Genomic DNA, 25,192 nt, shown 5'->3' with positions numbered 1-25,192 from the left:
CAGGCCACCGGGGAGACTGTTTGAACCATCTGGCCCATGTATTTCTCGCGCCGGACTCGCCCGAAGCAAGGGTGGGGAGCATTCTCGGTGACTTTACCCGGGGTGTCGACCTCTCGACACTCCCGGATTCCGTGAAGCAGGGCGTTCGACATCATAGGGCGGTCGACAGCTTTACCGACCAGCACCCCGACGTACTTGCCAGCAAGCAGGTGTTCTCCCGTCAGCGACGGCGATTTGCCGGCGTTGCACTCGATATTCTTTATGACCACTTTCTTCTGAAGCACTGGAACCGGTTCAGTCACATTGAGCGAGAGGCGTTTATTCGCTGTATCTACAACGAGTTGCAGCAAAAAGAACATTTAATGCCGGACAAAATGGCCCGGGTTACGCGAAGGATGGTTTGGAACGACTGGTTCGGAGCCTACCAGGACCTTGAAAACATCGGGTACGCACTGGACCGTGTTGCAGGGCGCATACGGTTCAGAAATGATTTTACCGGCATGATCACGGAGATCCGCGCAAACCAGGACGAACTGGAGCACAAATTTTTATCGTTTTTCCCAGATTTACAGAAATTTGCAGGAGGTATTGAATGAGGTTTGTTAACAGGGCGTTGTTGGCTGTGGCATTGGTTTTTCCATCAGCGATGGCGGTTTCAGCCGAAACCGATACACAAAAGGATCAGCGCCCACCTGAAACCCTTGGTTACGTTGAATGGGTTGTCATGCAGGATACCAGCCTTCGTCTCAAGGCCCGGCTGGATACTGGCGCAAAAACCTCATCACTACACGCCGTAAACATCGAACCCTTTGAAAAAGAGGGTGATGAATGGGTGAGTTTCCAGATACCCCTGGGAGATCACAGCGACCAGCCCACGGAAGGCGAACTTGACCACGAGGATATCATTCTTGAGTTGGAGCGGCCTGTCGAACGGACCGTGCTGATCAAAAGAAAGGGAGCGCCATCCCAAAAACGATATGTGGTCATGATGGACTTCTGCATCGCCGGAACCACCCACACCACACAGTTTTCACTGACCGACCGCGGGAAATTCTCCTATCCGGCACTGCTGGGCCGGCGATTCATGCGCGATGACAATATTCTCATCGATTCCGCAGACTCGTTTATGGCCGAAAAAGAGTGTGAATACATGACGTTGGAAGAGCTGGCAAAGAGACATGCCGAGAATGTGGTAGAGGAAACCGATACGGACTCTTAACCACAAGAACTGGGATCTTCATCCCAGTTCACCAGCTTTTCTTCCAGTATTGCGGCCGCCGCCGACGAACTGTGAGCCTCCAGGGCATTTTCAATAATCTCCTGGTAGCGGCCGCTTTCACGCAGATTGGCTAAACCACGATTAAAAGCCCGCTTCAGGCGACCCGCCTCCGGATCGTCACGTGAAAATGGAAGATGGTAGAGGGCGCTTCTCAGCGGCCTTGGATGGAACTCCAGCCGGGCTCTGGCTTCTGGCCCCAGGTGGTGGGCAATCATCGCTTCGCCAACCACCGGATCCATAGGGAAAAGATCGATCCGCTCAAGCAACAGCTTCCGGAAATTGGCAATGTCGGACGTGGTGACATCGGCGTCTACAAGGCCACTATCAATGGCATCGCTGAGTGTCTCTCCATAGCTGTAATCCTGCGTAAGTCCGACATTCATGCCACTCAGATCTGACAAAGCATCCCAATCAAATGGCATTTCCTGCCGATGATAAAACACATATTGATAGGGCAAAATCGGCGCTGAATAGATGAATTCGCGTCTTCTTTCCGCCGTACATGACCAGACCGCCGAAGCCTGGTACTTCCGGGACTTAACCAGGGCCAGTGCTCGGGACCAGGGGAAGAAAGAAAATTCCACACGAATGTCTTCGCTGGCAAAAGCCTCGCGGATAATCTGCGCTAGAAAACCGCCATCTGGACGCTCCTTATCAAGATAGGGAGGCCACTGGCCGGTGGTGATCCGGATGGTTTCCTGATTAGCCGCCGCAGGACCCAGCGGTATCAAGGAGAACAACAGGGAAAACAGAAACAGCCGGTACCACTTCATTAATGAACACCTGAGAGCCGGATAGGTGAGTTGGGTTCATGGAGTGTAACGACTGTATGGGGATGAGCTTGAGTGTGTCTATATCGTATTTAACATAATATACATTATGCGCAGTTCGATATGCTTTCATTTAACATTATTACGGATTTTATCTTTACCCTCTCCTCGCATCCGAGCGGCTTACCAGGAGCTTATCCGATGAGCAAAACCGGCCAGGCACGCGTGCTCACGCCCGAACAGTTCGCCTACCTCTTGAGCGTCATCCAGGAGCATCGCTATCCGGAAAAGAACACGGCCCTCGTACAGATCAGTTTCAAGCTCGGACTACGAGTTCAAGAGATTGCGCTTCTACAGATCAAAGACGTGGCCGAACTCGGCCCTGAAAGCTCTGGCCAGCGTTCATTCAAACTTAAAGAAATTTTGGCATTGCCGGCCGCTTACACCAAGGGTGCAAATGCGCTGAAGCGGTCTCAATCAACGTATCAACGTCGCCGGATAAGCTTCAGTGTGCACGATTTCGACAAGCTCGTACGGCAAATTGAGACGATGGCAAAGGCTGGTGCGGAGATTAAACCGCAGGATTTTTATCCTGAGGTAAAAAAACATCGAGGTAAATCGCGAGATCTTCCGATGAATGACGGTGCGCTGAGAACCGCCCTAGAAAACTACCTCTCAGACCGCCTCGCAAGCAACCCTTTGCTCAAAAAAAGCGATCCCCTATTCCTGACTCAAAAAGGAGGCCCCTACTCTCCAAATACTCTCCAAGAGCACTTCGCGCTTATGCAGAGGCAATGGGCAAGGATTGAACGGGCGAGTTCGCACAGTGGCCGACGGACTTTGATGACAAATATCCTTCATGATCAGAAAAAGTCTGTAAAGATTGCCCAGAAAATTGCCGGCCATGTTTCACCGTCCACGACGCTGATCTATGAAGAACCGCCGGAGGAATCGCTTGCGGAGGCGCTTCATACTGCCGGTTTCAGTTACATCGAATGATGCATTGCGGCATTGCATTGTGAATCTGGTCTAGATAGGGACAAAAACGCGACAATGCCTATCACCATGCGGTAGTCTGCTTGCTAATCAAAGTACACATCGACTTCCTAATGGAATAAATATCCAAGGAAAATGAGAGAATCTAGCCTTTATGGGTAGAAGGGAAGCTGACTTCACGGTTGCTATCAAAAATCAGTGTGCAGCACGAACCGGACATAAATGTTCCAATCCGGACTGCCGACGTTCCACGAGCGGGCCACATAGCGATCCCTCGAAATCTACCAATACAGGCGAAGCAGCGCATATTCACGCCGCTCAACCCGGCGGACCTCGATATGATCCGATGCAAACCGATTCTGACCGGCGCTCTATAGAAAATGCGCTTTGGCTCTGCGGCTCCTGCCACAAACTCTTCGATACTGATTGGCAATATTACAGCGCGGAGGTTCTCATTAAATGGAAAACACAAGCTGAAGAGAAAGCCAGAGCCGAACAAGCTGGCAAGCCACAGGCGTCTGTATTACCACGCCCCCTTTGGCAATATGAGAGGTGGAATCATGAAACAACGGACGATGCGAATTACGTAAAACGCGACAGAGAGATCGGTAGCTTCGTCAGTTGGTTCAATAATTCTAGTATTCGATGTATATCGCTAATAGGTTTGGGGGGAGTTGGTAAAACATCTTTGGTGGGTCACGTTCTAAAGTCTTGCAGCGCAATGCTGTCACGAGACACAGTTGGGATTTTTTATTGGAGCTTTTACGCAGAGCGTCAAACATCGGTGTTCATCGAAAAACTCGTAAGTTTTATAGAAGAAATTACCGATGAGAATCTTACGAAGAACTCAATATCTCCGCTAGAAGGCCTTCTTCGAGGTTTGGGAAGAATCCCTCCTATGACTCTAGTTTTAGATGGGCTTGAAGTGCTCCAAGAAACAGTATCTGCTGGAAGTGCACATGGAGCTTTCATTGATGCTGATTTAAGAGACTTGGTACTTTCGCTTGCAGAGACGAAAAAGCCCTGGATTACAGTGGCAACAAGTCGGTTCCCATTGACCGACCTCAATCGTAACCCAAGAGCCCGCTCCCTAAAACTCGATCGCGTTGCTCCTCGTGAAGGCGCCCAGATCCTTACAAACTTGGGAGTGTTAGGCTCTTTGGAGGACCGTTGCGCAGTTTCGGAACAGCTTGACGGGCATGCTCTGTGCCTGAGGCTATTCAGCGCCACCATACCTAGACACCTCCTTCGAGCCCCGGCAAGTCATGCCGAGTTATTGTTTAAAGATATCGACGGCACTTTCGGGAACAAATTAAAAAGGCTCCTCACGTACTACCAAGATGCGATCAGCTTGGAGCAGAACGCGATCCTCTCATCATTGGCGTTAATGCGCTCTCCCTCCGCCCAGAACTTATTGCTTTCCTTGGCTACAAGGTTACTTGAGCAAGAGATAGAGCCTTCATTGTTGGCTGTAGAGCTAAAACGCCTCTCCGCCGTGGGACTAGTGCTGCTCGATAATATCGAAGGGGTGTCAGCATATTCTTGTCATCCCATAATCAGAGACTACTTTCGTGATACTTTGCTTCAGGTGGATCGCGACGCAGGGATGGACGCGGCACGGTACTTGGCCGAAGCTCAACCTGATGCAAATGGGCTCGTTGGAGCTACACGGCTTGAACCCATTCTTCTTGCCATCGAAACTTTTCTGGAAAGTAATGCGATTGAAAATGCTAAATCGCTTTATGTGGATCGCTTGGAAAAAGGAGGGGCATTTCTCAGTCTTGGATTGCCAAAGGATGGGAAGCGAATCTGTCACGCTTTTTTGAAATCATTCCTTCGTGAACCAGCGGCAGATAAAAAGGGGGATTCAATTGATCGTAAGCACTTCTTGAATGGTGCAATTGAATTCGCAATTCACCTGGGAGAATTGGATGATGGACTGCGGTTAGTTGAAGAGGCTTTAACATGCACCACTGGTCACCGAAGACACATTCCCTATCGTGCTCAGGCGAGAATTTTCTTTCGCCTAGGGAATTTTTCTGACGCCATCAAAAGCAACCACGCTGCTTTAAAAGCGGTCGAGCGACTTGTCCGCCCTGACGCATCGCTTGCGCGTAGCCTAGCCTATTACGAATTACTCAAGTCCTACATCTGTACAGGCTCTATGATTGAAGCAAAGGAGGCGTTAGAGATATTAAAACAAACCCGCCATCAACTTGACTCTCCAGACGCACAAGTGCTGCTTGATCTCTCCAACGTTCGAATTTGTCTCGCGCACCATGACAACCAAAAAATGAAAAAAGCATCATCACGCTTGAGTGCCCGTCTGAACAATCTCTCAAATAAGCAGCTGCGACTGGAGGGCCTATTGGTACTTGCATCCGCATATTTGTATTTGAAGCAATGGGAAAAGGCTTCTGTTATTGCAGATGAGGCGTATGATTTTTCAACCGCGCAGAATTGTCCATACGAGCTTTGCTGGTCCCAACTACTGCAATCCTATTCAGAGTTTGGCAATAACGGCTCTTTCGAGCAAACGAGAACACGGCGCATGCTTGAGAAAGCAATTGCAAGCGGATTCGAAGCTCTAGCTGTCGATGCTCGTGTATTGCTCAGTATGGTTTCTGGTCTCGAAGGCGAAAACCCAGAATACTTCGCCCAAATCATTGGCTATGAACCGACAAGATATGTCGATAGTCCGGTTAGCATCCATTAGGTTTCATCAGGCTAGGATCTCATTCATACGTTTATGGAAATACCTGGGGTATTTCGTTATTAACGCCTCCGCTTTAACTTGGTCTTTTTTCAGTGCGTCTACAAGATCCTGCCTCTGAACGGAAGAAAAGCTAAAAGATTCGGCAAGATCCTGAGCAATTACACGGTCTGAAAACCCAAGCTCATAAAGGGCAACGGTGATTTTGCTAGGCAGGCCATATTTCAAGCGCTTTTGAAAAAGCTCCAAGCGATTAACCAGATCTCTAGCACCTTCGTGGTCAAAGGTGTTCGAGAATTCACACATAGCGCTCACGACAAGCGCGGCGTCATAAGCCAGTGTACCTTCACAAACTTCGACTACATGATCAATCTTAAAATCCCTCCGGCGAGAGCCCCAAATCATTTTGGCTTTTCGCCTATGGATTGTTTTCAAAAGATCACTGAAAGGTCTTCCACTGACCCATTCGTGAGCGACTTCCAAGAGCACCTCTTGTTTATCAAACTTGGTGAAAATTCCACCTTTAATCAGCTGTGTAAGAAGCGGCCAAAAAAGGTCGAGCAACTCTGTGTCATCCACGACTGACAGTAGGTTGCCAGCGTTGGACTGTACCCATGACTCAATAATTTGGGCGTTTTGAATACCGTAAAGCGTTCTGCCGTAGATTCTACGCCGGGCGGGATCCGTAATTTTTGCACGTATGTTCTCGGCGAGAATCTTAAAAAATTCCCGGATGTGTTCCTTTTTCTGGTCGTCAGCCAAGAAAAAAGCGAGCGTCCCTTCGGCTAATCGCGTCACGTCAGCCTCCGAAAGATCATTATCAGTTTCATCCCAGTGGGATAATAGAAAGCTTTCTACAGAACCGATGAGACCAATTCTCCAGGCGACTTGCCGCTCGACTCCGTCCTGTGAGAATCCTCGATTTGCAACCCTTGGAACTATCTCGGCCGCAATTTTGAAAATCCCATCCGGATCGTTGATATACGCTCTAGTGAAATCCAACGGTTCCATAGAAAGGGTGTTTTTCTCGTCATCACTCTTGATGGGCTCGAATATCGATAAAAGATTGCTGATGCATGGCTCTGAATTACGCGGTTCAAGTAATTCTTTCACCTGATTCCAACGCCAGCTCTGCAAAAACACCTTTCTTTTGTCATAAATCAACGGATCTGCAAACAGGATACTACCTTCGGTATGCATCCCAGCACGCCCAGCGCGGCCGATGAGGTTGTGGAAATCGCGGACCGCTATCCGTTTCATGCCCTGGTAGATACTGGTTACGATTAAATAACGAATAGGTAGGTTTACACCCTGGGCCAAGGTGGATGTGCAAACAACAAATCGCACAAGACCGTCCCTCATGGCTTGCTCAACCGCTAGACGAATGCCATGCGGTGTATTGCCATGATGGGAGAAAACGCCGTGTGCAGCGCTTTGAGATGCAGGGGCGTCAACGCCAAGATTTTGAACGTGTAGAAATGTCAGTCTTTCTACTTCTTCAGAGTCGGAGAAATCAGAGGGCAATGATAAGGGTACATCTCGCTTTATGATATCAACGGCCTTCTCGCAGATCTTTGCCGCTGTATCCTTTCTTCCGCAAAAAATCGCGATGCTGCCATTCGAGACCAATTTAAGACCGAGGTAAAGGGCGATTGCCTGCCCGTCAGTCTTTTCTGGAAAGAAACGATCGGTCTTCTCCTGCCCTTTTTTTCCCAGATTAAATCTCTCGATAACCCTCGGGACAAAAAACTCGCTCTGCTCAGCGTCACGACTGTCGACATACTCGATTCTTCCCAACTGATCTAGCCAGCTCGCGAAACCAACAGACCTAAAAGTGGGAGTTAGAGCGGTGCCCTCGACCACATTAGGATGGCCGTTCAGCCACTCGCCGACAGCCTCTGCATTGCTGATAACTGCCGAAATTAGCACTTTCTGAGTGGATTCGGGGATCATTGAGCTCAGAGACGTCAGGAGCAATTCGTAGGTGATACCACGAGTTCCGCTGTCGAATTGGTGGCCTTCATCAAAGACGAGTAAGCCAACACTGGCCGCCAACTCTGGCGTATGTCGAAGTGCATAAACTAGCTTCTCTGGGGTGACAACCAGGATTTGCTGATGCCCCAAGAGTGCAGCAATTTCAAAGTCGGTCTGTAAGGCATCTGATAGTTCATCCACCTTGGTTGGCTCGTCCTTGAAGGCTTCAGCGAGACTGTTAGTGATCTCGTGGCACAATGCCCGAAAGGGAGCGATTATGATGGCCAATGCCACCCGGTCTGCCAGAAATGCACTTCGGAGAATAAGTTCTGTTGCTTTGGTTTTACCTGCGCTTGTGGGCATTTGAACTATGGCAGACTCACCTCTGAGCACACCGGCCTTGCCCAAAAGATGTTGAGCAGGCCATAGCTCCTTTATGAAAGACGTTTTCTGAAGCGCTAACGACCATTTTTCTCTTGGAATCCCTGAGTAAACAGGCAGAGCTTTCCAACTAGAATTCTCGATTTTTCTTCTAATTACGGCGGCGACGATATCGCCAAGAAGAAGCTGCCGCGGCGAGCCAATTTCGTAAACGGCACTTCTGAGCTCATCGACATAGCCAATGAGCTCGGCTTCGCCATCTCCACTTTTTAGGAACCGGACTATGTTTTCGAAAACGTCGTCAATGAAATTTCCAAGTGCTCTCTCGGCACCACCAAAGTCGCGACTTATGTCTCCTCTTAACATCCAAAAAAGCAGATTTTCTAGGCCACAGGCATCCAGGTCAGGGAAATCCTCATCTACTTCCCACGCCAATACCGAAGCGCTTCCTGGCAAATCACATAGATAATACGAAGCGGAACCGACGAGCAGGAGGTAAGGATTTAGAGGCTGATTCAGCTTGGATTGGAGAAAAGAGTCAAAGAAACGCGCTGAGAATAACAGGCTGTCTTTCAGTTCAGTTACAAGTTCGAGGTCAAGCTCTTGGCGGTTTAAAACAGAGGCAAGATCTCCCAGCATACCAATCGAAAGGGGGAAAAGCTCAGCCGGATCTTGGGTTATTCTTATGTGGTGCTCAGCAGGGATACTATATTCGAGCATCTTGGCTTTTGACCGAGTAACGCCAAGCAGTAGCTGGGACTTCCGTTCAGGCCTCAACTGCAGCCCTCCTGTAAAGCTCGTGGGCTAGTGCCATCATATCGCTCCCCGAAATAACAACTAACGTAAGGTTATCGGAATACGGATGAGTGGCCGTGTTGGTCTTTGACGTCAGGCTGCTGTCAAAAAGGGCATTTTCGAAAAGCGCGACCGCGCCATATACTTCTATGTAAGGGTGATCCACTTTATTCTGAAAGCGTTCAATTTTATCCGCTTCCTCACGCTTCTGTTGGTAATACAATCTCTGCTTTATGGCATTCAATGACTCTGCCTTCCTTGCAATATCTTTCGCTGAGCCATCCACCGCATCTTGAAGCCTCTTTTTCCCTTTCTTTCCTGTAAATTGGGTCTTTGCTTCAAAGACCGCTAACCTATCGTCAGAAGAATTTTTGCCCTCTTCAACAATGTAAAAACCAATAATGTCACTGCCCTTTGTCGATTCATTACGAACAGTTTTATCGCCATATCGAGTTCGAGGAACCCAGTAGCCCAGCAGATATTCAAGAAAATCCGCAACCAGTACCTCTCCAAAGTCGCCTGCACGTATGCTAGGACCTGGGGCATCCTTGGGATCTGGAAACTTGATGGTGTTTAAATATTCCTCGCGCGAGCATCCATATCCTTTGCGCCAATAATCAATTTCACTATCTAGGCAGTAATGATTGCGAAAGTGTTTCGCCCATTCGGAGAGTGCACAGTCGTCCTGCTCGTGGCGAAACTGCCAGATTTCAACCTCCTTGCCATCCTCAGTGTTCAATCTTTCTTCGGTGTCAAACAGCCATTTGATATGTTCCGTGGTCCAGGGCATTCCATTTCCGTGTAGTTGTCTGAGGGCTGACGCGGCGCAGAGTGCTGCCCTTCGAAAGCCCATATTTAGCGCTGTTTTTAGAGATTCTTCGCGCCGGAAAAGTCTTTACGAACGAATTTTTGAAATTCTTGGTGCGCCTCAACGAATTCTGAAGCCCTTTTTGGTCTATTTCGCCTGCTTCTTTTTTGATCCATTCTGGCGTTGTCCCCACTTGGAAACTAGTGGGTGTAACTAACGAAAAAGGAAGTGCAACGAGAGCTAAATAGGATCACAGAGAGGGAAATCGTCCTAACTGCAAGGCGAGGTATACTCATCGTTACACACCATCAAGCCTCGCCAATACTCCTTGAGTCCGTATCTTCCGTTTAATCTCCACCACAGGAGATTATTGCTTTTCGAAAAGTTCATCAATTTCAAGCTAATGAAACTCCACCCCTTCCAAAAAATGTGCCCCATCGAACGTTAGCACATTTGTGTAAACCTCTGTTGATTCAACACTTCTGTGTCCTAGAAGCTGGCTCACGAACTTCAATGGCCGGCCGTGCAGGAGCAAGTGCACCGCAAAGCTGTGCCGAAAGGTATGACATCCGATCTTGAACGGCGGCTCTCCCCCCACCTGATCGATCAGCCGGTCGATGTTTGCGCTGACCGCCTGGCGCGTGATCGGAAAGATCCGCTCGTCCTTCCGAAACTTCCCCATCCACAGGTAGCTCTGGATCCGGGTCTGAAAGTCCCGATCCAGAATTGGAATAAACCGTTTGGGGGAGCGTTGCAGGCTGCGTTTGCTCGGCCGCCCTGCCCCTTGCTTCAACGTCTTGAGCATTACGCCGAAGTCGTAGCCGTCGTCGATGAAGCTGGCTGGTGTAATGGCCAGCACCTCGGAGACCCGGGCTCCGGTGCACCACATCAGATCCAGGATCAGCCGGTGCATAGGGTGTGACTCGCTTTCCAGCAGGCCCAGAATCTCCGGTTTGAGCAGGTACTTGGGCATGACGTCCAGGCTTTCCAGGAGCATCGGACGTTTGGCGATGAGTCGATCCCAATCGATCTCGACCCGTTGGATGGGAAACGACACCAGAGGGCGTTCTTCGAATCCAAAAGGTTTGGTGTTGGATCGGGCTCGCGGAAATGTCCGCGCGCTGGTGATGGATTTTGACATTTCCCCTCCGGGGTTCTGTCAATTGCAGGGAGGAATTAGGGGGCCGTGTGAGTGCCCTATTCCAATCCCTTCAGTATGGCAAAGGCGCAGAAAACGGCAAGAAATGGGGGCCGGTTGACGAACTAATGGCAAGTGTCAATCAATAAACTCCGGTGAGCCATGGCGTCTGCGAGCGAGCCATCTCCTATGGGGCCTCGGTTCAATTCGTAGCCATGGCAATAAGGGCCATGACATACAGTTTTACCCCAACGCCCAGTAATACCAGGTTATGTGGTTTGAGCCAGATAATGTTGGCGTCTGCGTTCAAAAAAGCTTAATCGTCTCTAACCCAGTGGCTGTCCGGCCAGTGATCGGTATACATCCACCATAGCCAGCACAACCGCGGTACGGCTGCGCACTACATCATCCCGAACCGACGTCAATTCTCTTTCCGCCGCGAGTACCTCGAAAAAGCCGAGAACACCCGCCTCGTAGCGCTCTCTGGCAAGTTCCACTGCCCGACCTGCAAGTTCCATCGCACGGGACAAACGTTCTTGTCGTTGTTGAGCTCGCTTGTACCGCACCAGACGGGTTTCCGTTTCCTCAAGCGCCTCCAGTACGATCTGTTGGTAGTTTGCCAAGGCTTCTCGGCTCTCGGCGCCCGCCGCTTCGATATGGGCCTTTACCCTGCCCTGGTTCAGGAATGTCCAGCCAATCCCAAGGGCGACCTGCCTGGTGTCTGCAGGCCCGGAAAACAGGTCACTGGTGTCTGTGGCTACGGAGCCCAGAAGCCCACTCAGGGTAAAGCGCGGAAACAAGTCGGCCGTTACCATGCCAATGCTTGCTGTGGCAGCGGCCAGGCGGCGCTCTGCGGCCGCAACATCTGGACGACGGCGAAGCACATCGCCAGGGCTATCCACGGGAATCACCGGCAGCACTTGAGGTAGTTCACCGGGGATGGACAGACTGTCCACCAGGGCGGTTGGCGGCTGTCCAGTGAGGATGGCAATCCGATGCATGGCAGCGTGAACGCCGGCCTGCAGTGTCTCCAGCTCGGCCCGGGTTTGCTCAAGCTGGGCACTGGCCCGTACCCGATCGAATTCGGTCCCCCGGCCTGCCCTCACCCGTGCGTTCACGATTGCCAGGGATTCACGTTGCAAATCGACGTTGTGTAATGCCACCTGATATTGCTGTTGCAACCCCCGCAGCTCGAAATAGCTGCTGGCCAGCTCGCCCACCAGTGCGACCCGGGCGGCACCCAGCTCAGCACCGGAGGCCTGAAGCTCTGCCCGTTGCGCTTCGGTTGCCCGTCTCAGGCGCCCGAACAAGTCCAGCTCCCACGTGGCCGCCACACCAACTTGGAATCGTTGTACCCGCTCAGGGCCCGCCCCGGGAGGCGACTGCTCGATATCGGCCAGGTATTGTTCGGCGGCTTGCGCATTCAATGACACGTCAGGCCACTGGTCGCTTTCTGCGCCATATAACAGGGCTGCAGAGCGCTGATACCGTGCCATCGCCGCTTCGAGTGTGTAATTGGACTCCAGAGTTTGGCTAATCAGCTGCTCCAACATCGGGTCATCAAAACCCTGCCAGAAAAGCGCTTGGTCGCTTTCGCTGGCGACCATGGTTTCGCCGTTCGAGTAGGCTTCTGGTTCCGGTATGGCTGGGGCCCTGTAATCCGGCCCTACGGCACAGCCGGCAATCAGGAACAGGCCACTGATAACAAGGCTCACTTTAAACATGGTTCCCTCCTGGAAGTGACTTTTCATCGGGTTGGTCGTCGCAGATCAGTGTTGAGGTGTGGTGGCTCTTCAGGGGATGGCTGCCGGAGAGTTTGCGTAAGGCCACGTAGAACACCGGTGTCAGGAAGAGCCCGAACAGCGTCACGCCGATCATGCCCGCAAATACTGCGGTACCCAGGGCTTGCCGTACCTCAGCGCCGGCTCCCGTGGCCAACACCAGAGGTACAACGGCGGCGGTAAAGGTAATCGAAGTCATGATGATCGGGCGCAAACGGAGCCGGCAGGCTTCCAATGCCGCCTCCACGATGCCACGGCCCTGCAGTTCCAGCTCACGGGCGAACTCGACGATCAGAATCGCGTTTTTGCACGCAAGCCCAATCAACACCACCAAACCCACCTGCACGAAGATGTTGTTGTCGCCACCGCCAAACCACACGCCAATCAGCGCCGACAACATACACATCGGGACGATCAGGATCACCGCCAGTGGCAACGTCCAGCTCTCATAGAGCGCGGCCAGCACCAGGAATACGAGCAAGATGGCTAGGGGAAACACCACCAGCGCTGCGTTACTTTGTGTGGCCTGCTGAAAGCTGAGGTCCGTCCATTCGAAGGCCATACCGGCGGGCAGGGTCTGGTCCGCCAAGGCAGCCAGAGCATCCATCGCCTGCGCCGATGAGAGCACCCTTGGGTCTGCCTCCCCCGCGATGTCGGCCGCGGGATAGCCGTTATAACGCAAGACCGGATCAGGGCCGAAGCTTTGCCGGATATCCACCATTGTCCCGATAGGCACCATCTCGCCCTGATCGTTGCGTGTCTTTAGACGCGCGATATCCTCAACGCTGTCACGATACGGCGCGTCGGCCTGGGCAATGACCTGCCAGGTGCGGCCAAACCGGTTGAAGTCGTTGACGTAAGTGGAGCCGAGATAGGTTTGTAGCGTATCGAACAACTCGGTAAGCGGAACACCCTGCGCCTTGGCCTTCAGCCGATCCACATTGGCATCCAGCTGTGGCACGTTGGCCTGATAGCTGCTGATGGGATAGCCCATTCCGGGGGTCTGACTGATCGCGCCCTGGAACTGGTTTACCGCATCCTGCAGGGCGCCATAGCCGAGGTTGGCGCGATCTTCGATAAACAACTGGTAGCCCGAACCGTTACCCAACCCGAGGATCGGCGGCGGCATGAAGGAAAACGCAAAACCGTCCTTCAATCCACTGATCTTCTGGTTAATCTGGGCATTGATCTCTCCTGCACTGAGACTGCGCTCCTCAAACGGCTTCAAGGGGAAGAACACCACGCCCGTATTGGATGTGTTGGTAAATTGCAGGGCGTTCAGGCCGGGGAACGCAACGGCGTTTGCCACGCCTTCGGTTTCCAGTGCGATATCCGTGACTTGCTGTAGCAGTTGGTCGGTGCGCTCAAGCGATGCGCCTTCCGGCAGTTTGACACCTGCAATCAGATACAGCTTGTCCTGAATAGGAATGAAACCGGGCGGGACGGTCTTGAACAAGACGCCCGTACCTGCGAGCAAAAAGGCGTAAATGACGAACACTGCGCCACGACTCCGCAAAGAGCGTGACACGCCGCCGCGATATTTTTCGGAGCTTGCGTTGAAAAAACGGTTGAATGGCCGGAAGACCCAACCAAACAGGAAATCGATCATCTTTTGTAGCCGGTCTTTCGGCGCGGCGTGGGGCTTGAGCAGCATTGCCGCCAGGGCGGGCGACAGGGTGAGCGAGTTGATGGTTGAGATCACCGTTGAAATAGCGATCGTGACTGCAAACTGTCGATAGAACTGCCCGGTAACACCTGACAGGAACGCCATTGGGATAAACACGGCACACAGGACAAGGCCAATGGCGATGATCGGCCCAGATACCTCTCTCATGGCCTGATGAGCAGCGGCGAGGGGCGTTCTCCCCTCCTCAATATTCCGCTCCACGTTCTCCACTACTACGATCGCGTCATCTACAACGATACCGATAGCTAAAACCAGCCCGAACAGCGTCAGGGTGTTGATGGAATAGCCCAGGAGGTATAGCGCACCGAAGGTACCAATCACTGACACTGGTACCGCCAACAGAGGAATGATCGAAGCGCGCCAAGTCTGCAAAAACAGTGTGACCACCAGTACAACCAGCAAGACGGCTTCCAGCAGGGTAGCCACCACAGACTTGATGGAATCGCTGACGAAAATGGTGGTGTCGTAGACGGCTTCGTATTTTACGTCGTTAGGAAAGCGGTCAGACAACTCATCCATGGTTGCAATGACTTGATCCCGGATTTCCAGCGCATTGGCCTCTGGCGCCTGGAACACGCCAATGGCAACAGCGTCTTTGCCGTCCAACTGTGATCGAAGAGTGTAGTTGCCGGCGCCCATCTCCAATCGGGCAACATCTTCCAGGCGAAGGATCTCACCATTGCTACCCCGTTTGAGAACGATGTCGCCAAATTCGTCGACGGTTTCCAAGCGACCCCGAGCGTTAATCAGTGTCAAGAAGTCGCTGTCAGGCACTGGTTCGGCACCGATTTGTCCCGCCGAAACCTGAACGTTTTGCTCGCGCATGGCACGGACGACATCGCTGGCCGTCAGCCCCCTGGCCGCTACCCGTTCTGGGTCAAGCCAGGCACGCATGGCATAGTCACCACCGCCAAATATCTGGGCGTCCCCTACTCCCTGAATCCTGGCAAGACGGTCACGAACGTGCAAACGGGCGTAGTTACGAAGATACAGTGTGTCGTAGGTGCCCTGCGGAGACGTGAGGTGAACCACCATCAGAAACGTCGGTGACTGCTTTTGCGTGGTTACACCTTGACGTCGGACCTCCTCCGGGAGCCGAGCCAGCGCCTGACTGACCCGGTTCTGGACCCGCACTGTGGCGTCTTCGGCATTAGTTCCGGGCCGGAACGTCACGGTCATCTGAAGGACACCGTCCGAACCGGCCACGGACTTGAAGTACATCATGTCCTCAACCCCGCTGATGGCCTCCTCCAGCGGGGTAGCGACGGTTTCCGAGATCTCTTTCGGGTTGGCTCCCGGATACACCGTGCGCACAACCACCGAGGGCGGCACCACTTCCGGATACTCGCTGACCGGCAGGTTGGGTATCGAAATAAGGCCTATGGCAAAAATGATGATTGACAGGACAGCCGCAAAAATTGGCCGGTCGACAAAAAAGCGGGAAAAGTTCATTGTGCCCGCTCCTGCATAACAGCCACGGCTGTTTCGTTCTTGTTCAGCTCTTTCATGGCGATCAGCTGTGGGCTGACCTCCATGCCCGCACCGAACACCTTCTGTACACCGTTGATAATGACAAGCTCACCCTGGGCAAGCCCGTCTTCAATCACGAGCAGATCACCCACCTGGCGGCCGCTGGTCACGTGCCTGGGTACCGCCCGGTTGTTTTCGTCCACAACATAAACGTAACGGCGGTCCTGGTCTGCAAGCACCGCCTTGCGTTGCACCAGAAGCGCACTCTCAACCTCAGCCACGGGCATTTCAACACGGGCAAACTGGCCCGGCCGGATCACGTTGCCGGGATTATCCAGCACCGCACGGTACTGCAGGGTGCCCGTTCCGGTATTCAAACGGTTATCGATAAAGTCCAATTGACCCCGGTACTGGCGCCGGCTATCGGCCCCCAGGGACACACGCACCGCGGGAAATTTTCCATCGGTAAGGAGATTCTGGGCGCTAGCCGCAGCCGTTTCGTTAGCTTCAAAATACACATACAGCGGGTCAACAGAGACCAGTGTGGTCAACAGGCTCTGGTCAGCATTGGCCAAGTTGCCCCGTGTAACCAGCGCACGCCCGGTTCGGCCACTCACCGGAGCGGTAACTTTAGTGAAGCGCAGGTCCAACTCGGCGGTGTCTAATACCGCCTGGGCTGACTCAACCCGGGCCAGTGCACTGTTGAATGCCGACTGTCGCTGATCAAACTCCTCCCGGGAAATGGCACGACTTTCCCAAAGGGACTTTGCTCGTCCGGCTTCGCTACGGGCCAGTTCCAGCTGGCTCTCGGCTATGGCCAGATCTGCTCGAGCTGATTCCGCACGGGCCCGATAGGGTCTTGGGTCGATCTGGAACAGGAGTTCGCCTTGTTCAACCAGCTGGCCCTCTTCAAAGGCCACCTCGGTAATGTATCCGGTGACTCGGGGTCGCAAATCGACGGTGTCCGGCGATTCTACGCGACCGGTAAACGATTCCCACAGGGTTACCGGCTCCTCAAGGACTTCCGCGACGTCAACAGCCGGCGGCGGTGGCATTGCTACCGCTGCATCGCTTTGAGCCTCGCAGCCGGTCAGTAAAACGGCCAGGACAAGGCTTAGCCCTGCCCATCGGGAATCGGCGCGGTTGGTTGCTTCTTTCGGACTTGCCATGGTTTCACACTCCTGAATCGGGAATGGCCTTGTGGGCTTTCCTGGTTGGTCAAGTAATCGGTGAGATCGCTTGTCTAGTCGGTTGGGTGGGACCTATTTCGACACCGGGCGAATGTCACGGGGTAAGATAAAGGGTCTGGGATTGAGGACGGTATCGGGTTACTGCGGGAAGCTTGCCTAATTCTGCCGAGTCACCGTTGACTTAACGAGCCAATTGTCAATTTCTACGGAGTTATTGCCTGATCCTGCAGACAATACAGGAACAGCCCTACGAATCTTATGCGCAAGGAATATACTGCTTCGAAAGGGAGAATCATTGATGACCGCCAAGATTCCAGAGATTTCCGCAGACCTTACAGCCAGTCTCCAGCAACAGCTGGCAAGCACTGCCGGCCGGTGGACACCCCAGCAGGGCGTTCAGGGGTCCGCCATTGAAGGCTTAGATTTAATTCGGTGCGACCAACCTTCCAATACCGGCCCGAGCGTTTATGAGCCGTCACTCTGTTTCCTTATTCAGGGCACTAAGACCATCGAACTTGGTGATCGACAAATCACCTATCGGCCCCTTTCCTATCTGGTCACATCGGTTCCTTTGCCGGTGTCGGGAAGCATCGAGACAGCTTCGATCGACCACCCCTATCTGTCGGTCAGGCTGAAGGTTGATCGTCAGGAAGTCGCGGAACTGGTGATGGAGCTCGGCGACAAAGCGCCCGCGCCAGACCCCGATGAGCTTTGCACGGATACCCTGTGCGGACTCTGTGTCACGGTGATGGATGAGCCTATGCAGAACGCGCTCTACCGGCTTCTACAACTATTGGATTCGCCCAGTGATATTCCGGTCCTTGCGCCCCTGATCCGTCGAGAAATCATTTATCGGGCGCTGATGGGTGAAAGAGGGTCAAGAATGCGGAAATTTGCGGCCACAGACACCCAGGCAAACCGGATCTCCAAGGTGATTTCGACACTGAAGGACCATTACGCGGAGCCACTTCGAGTCGGCCAGTTAGCGGAAGCGGCCAACATGAGCGAATCAACGCTGTACCACAGCTTCAAGCAGGTTACGCGGATGTCGCCGTTGCAGTTCCAGAAAAAGCTGCGCCTGCATGAGGCGCGCAGGCTCATGCTGATGGAGGGACTGGAGGCGGCAACCGCCAGTTATCGCGTGGGCTATGAGAGCCCATCTCACTTCAGCCGGGAGTACAGCCGTTTGTTTGGTGCACCGCCAAAAACCGATGTTGCAGTGCTACAAGGTGCGAGAGAAACCGCGGACTCTGCTTAACCTATCCAATCCTATTTGCGATGCGCGGCGCCGCAAAATCAATGAAAGCACGGAGCTTCTGCGGAATCAGAGACCGCTGCTCATATATAAAATGAACAGGCGAAGGCGTGCCTTCCCACGACGGCAAGATCGCTTCGAGGCGCCCGGCTTTTATCCCGGGCGCCGCTTGATAAGAAAGAACTCGAGTGAAGCCAAGCCCGGCCTCTGCGGCGTCAAGAGCGGCTTCGGCCGTATTCACATGGAGACGTGCATTGACTGGAATCCGGAGTGTCTTTCCTTCCGCTTCGAAACTCCAGGCCTGGTCAGCTAAAAACTGGTCGAAGACGATGCACGGAGCCCCCTCAAGGTCGTTTGGCGCTTTGGGCCTGCCATTCGTCTCAAGGTATGACCGGCTTGCACAAACGATATGACGTACCTCGCCTACCTTACGCGCAATCAGACCACTGTCTGGTAGTGGTCCAATTCGAACGGCCATATCGATATGCTCCTCATTGAGGCTGACTGGTCGGTCGATAAGCTGCAGCCGAACGTTGATGTCCGGATAGCGCTGCAAAAACTCAGTGACTACCGGCAGCACGTGCATACGTCCGAAAACTATCGGCGCCGTTAGGGTCAATGTTCCCCTGGGTGCTGAAAACTCCCCTGAGGCTCCCCGCTCAATTTCAGCAACGTCGTCAAGAATCCTGCGGCATGCGGCCACGTAGGCAACCCCAGTATCTGTCAACGTCAATCCACGGGGCGAACGCAACACTAACTCGGCATTCAGGTCGGTTTCCAGCTCCGATATCCGTCGACTAACGGTCGCAACAGGCATTCCCAATGCTTTTGCTCCCGATGAAATACTTCCTTTATCAACCACCCTCACGAGGATGGCCATCGTTTGTAGTCGGTCTGGCATAGCGCATCAAGCCTCGCTGAATTCCCATTTAGGCATCCATAAAATGGAAATCAATCTTCCAAAAATGCCATCTACTCCACGTTTATGGAAAACCTTACCCTTGATGGGCAACAAATGCCATTCAGCGCAAAACTGTCCATTTTTAGTCAGAAGGAATCGTAATATGAACACGAACTTCCCCATCCACGCTGCGCCAATAAAGCTCTATCGACACCCGAAGTCCGGCCACTGCCATAGAGTTGAACTCATGATGGCCCTGCTCGATCTTCCTTACGAGGCAATCGATATTGATGTCGCAAATGGTGCGCATAAGGCTCCGTCGTTCCTGGCCATGAGTCCGTTAGGTCAGGTCCCAGCCATCGATGACAATGGTGTGACGCTCTCAGACTCCAACGCCATCTTGATCTACCTGGTGAAATCCTACCCCACCGGTTACAACTGGCTGCCGGAAAGCCCGGAGGCTGCTGCAGAAGTCCAGCGCTGGCTGTCAGTTGCCGCCGGAGAGATCGCACACGGCCCCTGTGCAGCTCGGCTGGTCACGGTTTTTAATGCACCGCTGGATCACGAGCGCGCCAAGGCAGCCTCTCACCAGTTGTTTGCAGTGATGGAACAAACACTGGAAGTTCGTGAATTCCTCTCGGGGTCGGCGATGACAATTGCCGATGTAGCGGGCTACAGCTATGTCGCTCATGCGCCGGAAGGTGGTGTGAGCCTTGACGGCTACCCCTCGATCCGGGCCTGGCTGAAAAGAATCGAGAGCCAGGACCGCTTTGTGGGAATGGCCCGTACTCCACTACCCGTAGGCGTCTGACCAAGAGGAGGTTCCCATGAAGAAGACCCCTGATGTTTTCCACATCGGTGAGCGCGCCGTGCAGGCCCGTGCTGACGTTCCAGATACGTGGTTGAAGCAAACAGAAAGCTTCGTTCGCACCGAAATGCCGCAGCAACACAGGGACTTCTTTGAGAGCCTGCCCTTGTTGTTTCTAGCGCTGCTCGACCGCAATGGCCGGCCCTGGTGCGTTCCTGCTTTCGGAGCGCCGGGGTTCGTGGTCTCCCCTGCTCCGGATCTTCTGGAGTTACGAAGAACACCGGTTCTCTCCAATGAGTTCGGACTGGACCGGTCGACCGACGCGAGTGTTGGTATCGTCGGGATCGATCTGAACAGCCGGCGCCGCAACCGGGTGAATGGTCGAGTACAACATACATCCGATGGCGCCATGACCATTCAGGTGGACCAAAGCTTTGGGAATTGCCCGCAGTACATTCAAACCCGTGCCATGGCCGCGGCTTGGCAAGAAGCTAAGCCAGCGAGTCGCAGGCAGACCACCTTGCATGATCCGGAGGTTCGCCGGATGGTTGAGGCTGCCGATACTTTTTTCATCGCCTCCCGTGCGGCGGGTTCGCTCGATGGCGGGAGCGCCGGAGTCGATGCCTCGCATCGTGGAGGGCGGCCCGGATTTCTAGGTATCAATGACGACGGCTCTCTATCCTTTCCGGATTTTTCTGGCAATCGCTTTTTCAACACGTTAGGCAACATTGAAAGCGACGGCCGGGTCAGTCTATTCATTCCGGATTTCGAAACTGGCGACGCAGTATTATTGACCGGTCGCGGCACCATCGACTGGGATTCCGCCCGTGTTGGGTCGTTCGACGGCGCGGAGCGTATCGTCGACGTAGTGCCAGAAGAGATCTGGCATGTCACTTCGGCTTTGCCGGTTGCTGCGTCAGCCCCCGAGCCATGGCCCGGACTCGATAACACAGGGACCTGGAAAGAGGCGCGCCTCGCTGCCCTCAAAATCGGTGGTTATCGGCGCTTCCAGATTGCCTCAAAGCGGAAGGAAAGTAACAGCATCACCTCTTTCTATCTGACGCCCGCTGACGGTGGCCCTATTGAGTCGCATGTGGCGGGGCAGTTCCTGCCAATACGGATCCGGAAAGACGACGATGCAATTCTGCGAAGTTACACAATATCGCAAGGGCCAAATGGGCAAGATTATCGCCTCTCGATCAAGCGCGAACCTAAAGGCCTGGCGTCCCGAATTCTGCACGATGAACTCGAAAGCGGCGATATCCTCGAGGTCGGCTCACCATCGGGTAATTTCGTTCTGGACGAGGGTACTCAGCCGATCGTGATGCTTTCCGGTGGCGTCGGCATAACACCGATGATGGCCATGCTGGACGCTCAGATGGCTGCCTTGCGCGGCGGTGCTCCCAGACGAGAGGTGTATTTTATTCATGCCACTCAAAACAGCGCCAGCCAGGCTTTCAGGGCGGAACTGGCTGGTCTGGCCAGCCAATATGACTGGCTTCATCTCTTCACCGCTTACAGTGCCCCACTCAAAGACGATTTGCTGGGTGATACCCATCGTATCGAAGCACGGCTCAGCGTGGATATTCTCTCCAGACTTCTGCCGTTTGGCGGTTACCAGTTTTACTTGTGCGGCCCTGAAATGTTCATGCGTTCGCTTTATTCAGGACTACGCGAAATTGGGGTCGACCGCTCGCATATCCATTATGAATTTTTCGGTGCCGGAGAGCTCGGTGAATCCGAGGAATTAACCCCGACTGTGGTGCTTCCCGAACGCGCAAACATTACTTTCGGCCGCTCAGGCGTCCAAGCCGAATGGACCCATCAAAGCGGTACGCTCCTGGAAACCGCAGAAGCTTCGGGCTTGAAACCGGACTACAACTGCCGCTCGGGTAAATGTGGTGCTTGCGCCACCCGACTGACCTCGGGCGTTGTGCACTATCAGCGAAGCCCGGTGATAACTCCAGGCAAAGGCGAAGTATTGACCTGTTGCGCAGTGCCTATGAGTGAGGACGTCCAGATCGATATTTGAAGCGCTCGCTTTCATCATAAACACAAGGTAAATGAAAGAGGCCCATTGCAGAGCAATGGGCCTCTAGGGTACTCAGATCGACGGTGCAATCTACTGCTGAACGAACTCAAGCAAATCCTGGTTCAGCCGCTCTTTATGCGTGTCTGCCAAGCCGTGGGGCGCCCCGTCGTAAACGATCAGTTCCGCGCCATCAACCAAGGCCGCGGACGCTTGCCCGGAGATCTCTAACGGTACGATCTGATCGTCCCCACCATGGATCACCAGAGTGGGAATGTCGAATGCTGCGAGATCCTCACGGAAATCAGTGGCGGAGAATGCGGCGATGGAGTCATAGGTATTTTTGTGGCCGGCCTGCATACCTTGCACCCAGAATGACTGGATCAGGCCCTGATTGGGCTCCGCTCCTGGACGGTTAAACCCAAAAAACGGGCCTGATGCAATGTCCAGATACAGTTGGGAGCGATTGTCCAGAGAAGCTTCGCGAAGGCCATCGAACACGTCGATAGGCAAACCATCTGGGTTGTCATCGGTTTGCAGCATCAACGGGGGTACCGCCGATACCAGAACGGCTTTTGCAACGCGATCCGTGCCGTGGCGACCAATGTAACGAGCCACTTCTCCGCCGCCCGTAGAAAAACCGACGAGCGTCACATCGTCCAGGTCGAGGGTATTGATCACCGTAGCGAGATCGTCAGCATAATGATCCATGTCATTGCCATCCCAGGGTTGGCTGGAACGTCCGTGGCCACGGCGGTCATGAGCTATCACCCGGTAACCTTCGGAAGCCAGGAATATCATTTGTGATTCCCAGCTATCGGAGCTAAGCGGCCAACCATGACTGAAGGTAATGACAGGCCCGGTTCTGGGTCCCCAGTCTTTGTAATACAGTTCCACGCCATCAGCCGTGGTGATCGTGCTTGCACTTTGGTCAACACTGATGCCTTTTGGGGCATCCGCAGCTTGGGCGCCTGCGCCGAGTTGAAGGCCAATGGCCAGCATTGCCGTGGTCAGTTTTCCGTTGGATTTCTTCATGGTGTCGTTTTCCTGATTATGGGTTTGAGCCGCGTTGTTGCTCATTTGGCGTTTGCCGGACTAGCGTCATCCGGTAATAGCTATTCTGCGCGCATAAATAGTACGATTGTTTATCCTTGGTCTCGAAAACTTAACTGAGCGTATTAAATGGTCGATAGATTGGGAGCTTTGGTAGAGCGTTTTTCCGTGACGGCCCGGGTGTTCCACGCCGGAGCCCTATGCGGCATCAACACATTGGAATCCGACGGGATGTCTGGCCAGCTGCACTTGGTGCGGCGTGGAACCGTTAAGGTGATACACAGCGATGGTTCTTTAACCATCACGCAGCCCAGTTTGTTGCTTTATGCCCGGCCGGTGACGCATCGTTTCGTGACCGACCCCGAGCACGGGGCTGACATGGCTTGTGCGAGCCTGCTTTTCGAGGGAGGCGAGCAAAATCCGATTGCGGCGAGTTTGCCGAATGTCGTGTGTTTGCCGCTGGCTGCCATTGCCGGTGCGTCGCAGGTTCTGGACCTACTGTTTGACGAAGCATTTACTCAGCGTTGCGGCCGTGTTGCTGTGGTCAACCGTCTGTTTGAGGTGGTGATGATTCAGATACTGCGTGAGTTGATGGAGAGCAACCATGTGAAGGCGGGCATGCTGGCAGGACTCTCCCATCCACGCCTGCGCAACGCGCTTGTCGCCATACATGAAGAGCCGACGAAAACGTGGTCGCTGGAAAAGTTGGCTGGGCTGGCAGGCATGTCTCGCAGTGTGTTTGCCACCACCTTCCGGGAGGTCGTCGGCGATACGCCGGGCAAATATTTGCAAGGGTGGCGTATCAGGCTGGCGCAGGAGGCAATGAAGCGCGGTCGGCCGATCAAGATTATTGCCGGTGAAGTAGGATATGGAAGCGAGGTTGCATTATCGCGCGCCTTTAAGGCCTACACTGGGATGTCACCAAGACAATGGCGCGAAGCACAAGTGGCAACTCTGTAAGTAACTTCGAAGTTGGCGGTATTGAGGTTTCCCAGGCGCTTCTCAATGCGGCACGGCTAGGCCTTCAATCCTTTCAGGCGGAAGCAGCGTCAACAAGGCCTTCATCTCACGCACCTCCTCTCCAGGTGGACGCCCGAAGAAGCGCTTGAACTCACGGCTGAACTGCGAAGGGCTTTCGTAGCCCACCCGCATGGCGGCGGCCGCTGCTGGCAAGCCATCCCGTATCATCATCATACGAGCATGGTGCAACCGGGTGGACTTGATGTACTGCAGAGGGCTGCTTTGCGTCACCGCCTTGAAGTGCACATGAAATACTGATGTGCTCATACCGACTTCATTGGCCAGCCGACTAACCTCCAGAGGCTCTGCGAAATCGGCGTGAATACGGTTTAGCGCCTTGGCGATTCTTCCGAACTGGCCTTGTTGTGCCAAGGCCGTTCGTACTGCCCCACCCTGTTCATCAACCAAAACCCTGTAGCAGATCTCGCGAACGATGCTGGGCGCCAAGACCTGTGCCTCCTCGGGAGAGCGAAGCGCCTCAAGCAGCCTGACAGTTGCATTCGCCATATTCATCTTGAGAGGTGTTGAGAACATACACTGGGGCGAGTTGCTGGAACGGGACTCCCCGTGCGCCACCATGCTGACCAGTTCTGCCACCGTCGCCATGTTGAGTCGAATTGAAACCGCCAACAGAGGGTCATCAGGAGTGGCTTCCGTCTCTGAGATAAAGGGCAGCGGCACGGACAGCACGAGGTAATGCATTGCGTCGTAAACGTAGACTTCGTTGCCCAGATACCCTCGTTTACGCCCTTGGCATACGATGACGATGCTTGGTTCATAGAGGACTGGAGTCAGCTTCAGTGGACGGTTTGATCGCATGAAGCGAACGCCCTCCAGCAATGACTGGGTGTAACCCTCGCCAGGTGCCAGCGAATACAACAATTCGACCATCCGTTCTTGCGCAGCGGAATTCGTTTGTCCCAGCATTTTGAGGTTCTCCGTCGTCCTACCGAATCGGCAAAGGTATAGGCAACGATCGTTCACGAAAGCCTTTCTAAAAGCAATCCTCTCAATAGAATCAGGCAAGCATTTCAGAGAAACGTGAATATCGACATCTCCGCCCTCTCCCTATGATTTTAGTACGCGCCCTTGGAACAACTCATTGATCGTTACTCAGCCCGTAAACCAAGCGCGCCCCCAAAAC

The 25,192-nt window shown here is 53.5% G+C and carries 18 protein-coding genes; 8 read left to right on the top strand and 10 right to left on the bottom strand.

Annotation, left to right across the window (positions count from 1 at the left end; translation table 11 throughout):
• Positions 1–20: 20 nt before the first annotated feature.
• Together ACO06L_RS03430 and ACO06L_RS03425 are read left to right on the top strand one after the other, a co-directional pair.
• Positions 21–596: an ACP phosphodiesterase gene (locus ACO06L_RS03430; RefSeq protein ID WP_202347550.1), complete on the top strand. Its 576-nt coding sequence runs from the start codon at positions 21–23 to the stop codon at positions 594–596.
• Positions 593–1,219, top strand: a complete 627-nt coding sequence (locus ACO06L_RS03425) for an ATP-dependent zinc protease (protein WP_202347549.1) — start codon at positions 593–595, stop codon at positions 1,217–1,219. Before ACO06L_RS03430 ends, ACO06L_RS03425 begins: the two co-directional genes overlap by 4 nt.
• On the opposite strand, the gene ACO06L_RS03420 is transcribed toward ACO06L_RS03425, so the two are convergent.
• Positions 1,216–2,052, bottom strand: a complete 837-nt coding sequence (locus tag ACO06L_RS03420; RefSeq protein WP_336143650.1) for a substrate-binding periplasmic protein — start codon at positions 2,050–2,052, stop codon at positions 1,216–1,218. The genes ACO06L_RS03425 and ACO06L_RS03420 overlap by 4 nt on opposite strands.
• Positions 2,053–2,250: 198 nt before the next feature.
• On the opposite strand from ACO06L_RS03420, the gene ACO06L_RS03415 reads away from it, so the two are divergent.
• Together ACO06L_RS03415 and ACO06L_RS03410 are read left to right on the top strand one after the other, a co-directional pair.
• Positions 2,251–3,048, top strand: a complete 798-nt coding sequence (locus tag ACO06L_RS03415; RefSeq protein ID WP_202348568.1) for a site-specific integrase — start codon at positions 2,251–2,253, stop codon at positions 3,046–3,048.
• 151 nt (positions 3,049–3,199) lie between these two features.
• Entirely contained in the window at positions 3,200–5,761 is a 2,562-nt protein-coding gene (locus ACO06L_RS03410; protein WP_336143651.1) for an HNH endonuclease, read from the top strand.
• Positions 5,762–5,767: 6 nt separating this feature from the next.
• Here ACO06L_RS03410 and ACO06L_RS03405 read toward each other — a convergent pair whose 3' ends face one another.
• The 6 genes from ACO06L_RS03405 to ACO06L_RS03380 form a co-directional block, all read right to left on the bottom strand.
• A complete protein-coding gene (locus tag ACO06L_RS03405; protein WP_202348570.1) occupies positions 5,768–8,890 on the bottom strand; it encodes a DEAD/DEAH box helicase in 3,123 nt (1,040 codons plus the stop codon).
• Positions 8,880–9,698, bottom strand: a complete 819-nt coding sequence (locus ACO06L_RS03400) for a Hachiman antiphage defense system protein HamA (protein ID WP_202348571.1) — start codon at positions 9,696–9,698, stop codon at positions 8,880–8,882. Before ACO06L_RS03400 ends, ACO06L_RS03405 begins: the two co-directional genes overlap by 11 nt.
• Positions 9,699–10,116: 418 nt before the next feature.
• On the bottom strand, positions 10,117–10,857 hold the full coding sequence (locus tag ACO06L_RS03395) for a tyrosine-type recombinase/integrase (protein WP_202348572.1): 741 nt from the start codon (positions 10,855–10,857) through the stop codon (positions 10,117–10,119).
• Between the two features lie 323 nt (positions 10,858–11,180).
• Positions 11,181–12,578 carry an efflux transporter outer membrane subunit gene (locus tag ACO06L_RS03390; RefSeq protein ID WP_202348573.1) on the bottom strand — a complete coding sequence of 466 codons (1,398 nt, stop codon included), beginning with the start codon at positions 12,576–12,578 and terminating at the stop codon, positions 11,181–11,183.
• Positions 12,571–15,774: an efflux RND transporter permease subunit gene (locus ACO06L_RS03385; protein ID WP_202348574.1), complete on the bottom strand. Its 3,204-nt coding sequence runs from the start codon at positions 15,772–15,774 to the stop codon at positions 12,571–12,573. The genes ACO06L_RS03390 and ACO06L_RS03385 overlap by 8 nt, the downstream gene beginning before the upstream one ends.
• On the bottom strand, positions 15,771–16,961 hold the full coding sequence (locus ACO06L_RS03380; RefSeq protein ID WP_202348575.1) for an efflux RND transporter periplasmic adaptor subunit: 1,191 nt from the start codon (positions 16,959–16,961) through the stop codon (positions 15,771–15,773). Before ACO06L_RS03380 ends, ACO06L_RS03385 begins: the two co-directional genes overlap by 4 nt.
• Before the next feature lie 319 nt (positions 16,962–17,280).
• On the opposite strand from ACO06L_RS03380, the gene ACO06L_RS03375 reads away from it, so the two are divergent.
• Positions 17,281–18,240 (top strand): AraC family transcriptional regulator, encoded by a 960-nt coding sequence (locus tag ACO06L_RS03375; protein WP_202348576.1) that lies wholly within the window; start codon positions 17,281–17,283, stop codon positions 18,238–18,240.
• A gap of 1 nt (position 18,241) precedes the next feature.
• Here the strand turns inward: ACO06L_RS03375 and ACO06L_RS03370 are convergent, their stop codons facing one another.
• Positions 18,242–19,138: a LysR family transcriptional regulator gene (locus ACO06L_RS03370; RefSeq protein ID WP_202348577.1), complete on the bottom strand. Its 897-nt coding sequence runs from the start codon at positions 19,136–19,138 to the stop codon at positions 18,242–18,244.
• Between the two features lie 163 nt (positions 19,139–19,301).
• On the opposite strand from ACO06L_RS03370, the gene ACO06L_RS03365 reads away from it, so the two are divergent.
• Entirely contained in the window at positions 19,302–19,949 is a 648-nt protein-coding gene (locus ACO06L_RS03365; protein ID WP_202348578.1) for a glutathione S-transferase family protein, read from the top strand.
• A gap of 16 nt (positions 19,950–19,965) precedes the next feature.
• Positions 19,966–21,978, top strand: a complete 2,013-nt coding sequence (locus ACO06L_RS03360) for a pyridoxamine 5'-phosphate oxidase family protein (protein WP_202348579.1) — start codon at positions 19,966–19,968, stop codon at positions 21,976–21,978.
• 90 nt (positions 21,979–22,068) lie between these two features.
• Here the strand turns inward: ACO06L_RS03360 and ACO06L_RS03355 are convergent, their stop codons facing one another.
• On the bottom strand, positions 22,069–23,010 hold the full coding sequence (locus tag ACO06L_RS03355) for an alpha/beta fold hydrolase (protein WP_413816184.1): 942 nt from the start codon (positions 23,008–23,010) through the stop codon (positions 22,069–22,071).
• Between the two features lie 147 nt (positions 23,011–23,157).
• On the opposite strand from ACO06L_RS03355, the gene ACO06L_RS03350 reads away from it, so the two are divergent.
• The gene (locus tag ACO06L_RS03350; RefSeq protein ID WP_202348580.1) at positions 23,158–23,988 is read left to right on the top strand and encodes an AraC family transcriptional regulator; all 831 of its coding nucleotides are present in this window, start codon (positions 23,158–23,160) and stop codon (positions 23,986–23,988) included.
• 42 nt (positions 23,989–24,030) lie between these two features.
• On the opposite strand, the gene ACO06L_RS03345 is transcribed toward ACO06L_RS03350, so the two are convergent.
• Entirely contained in the window at positions 24,031–24,975 is a 945-nt protein-coding gene (locus ACO06L_RS03345) for an AraC family transcriptional regulator (protein ID WP_202348581.1), read from the bottom strand.
• Positions 24,976–25,192: the final 217 nt, after the last annotated feature.

Origin of the sequence: Marinobacter sp., assembly GCF_965229985.1 — a bacterium.
Classification (GTDB): Bacteria; Pseudomonadota; Gammaproteobacteria; order Pseudomonadales; family Oleiphilaceae; genus Marinobacter.
This window is presented reverse-complemented; position numbering and strand designations above follow the sequence as displayed.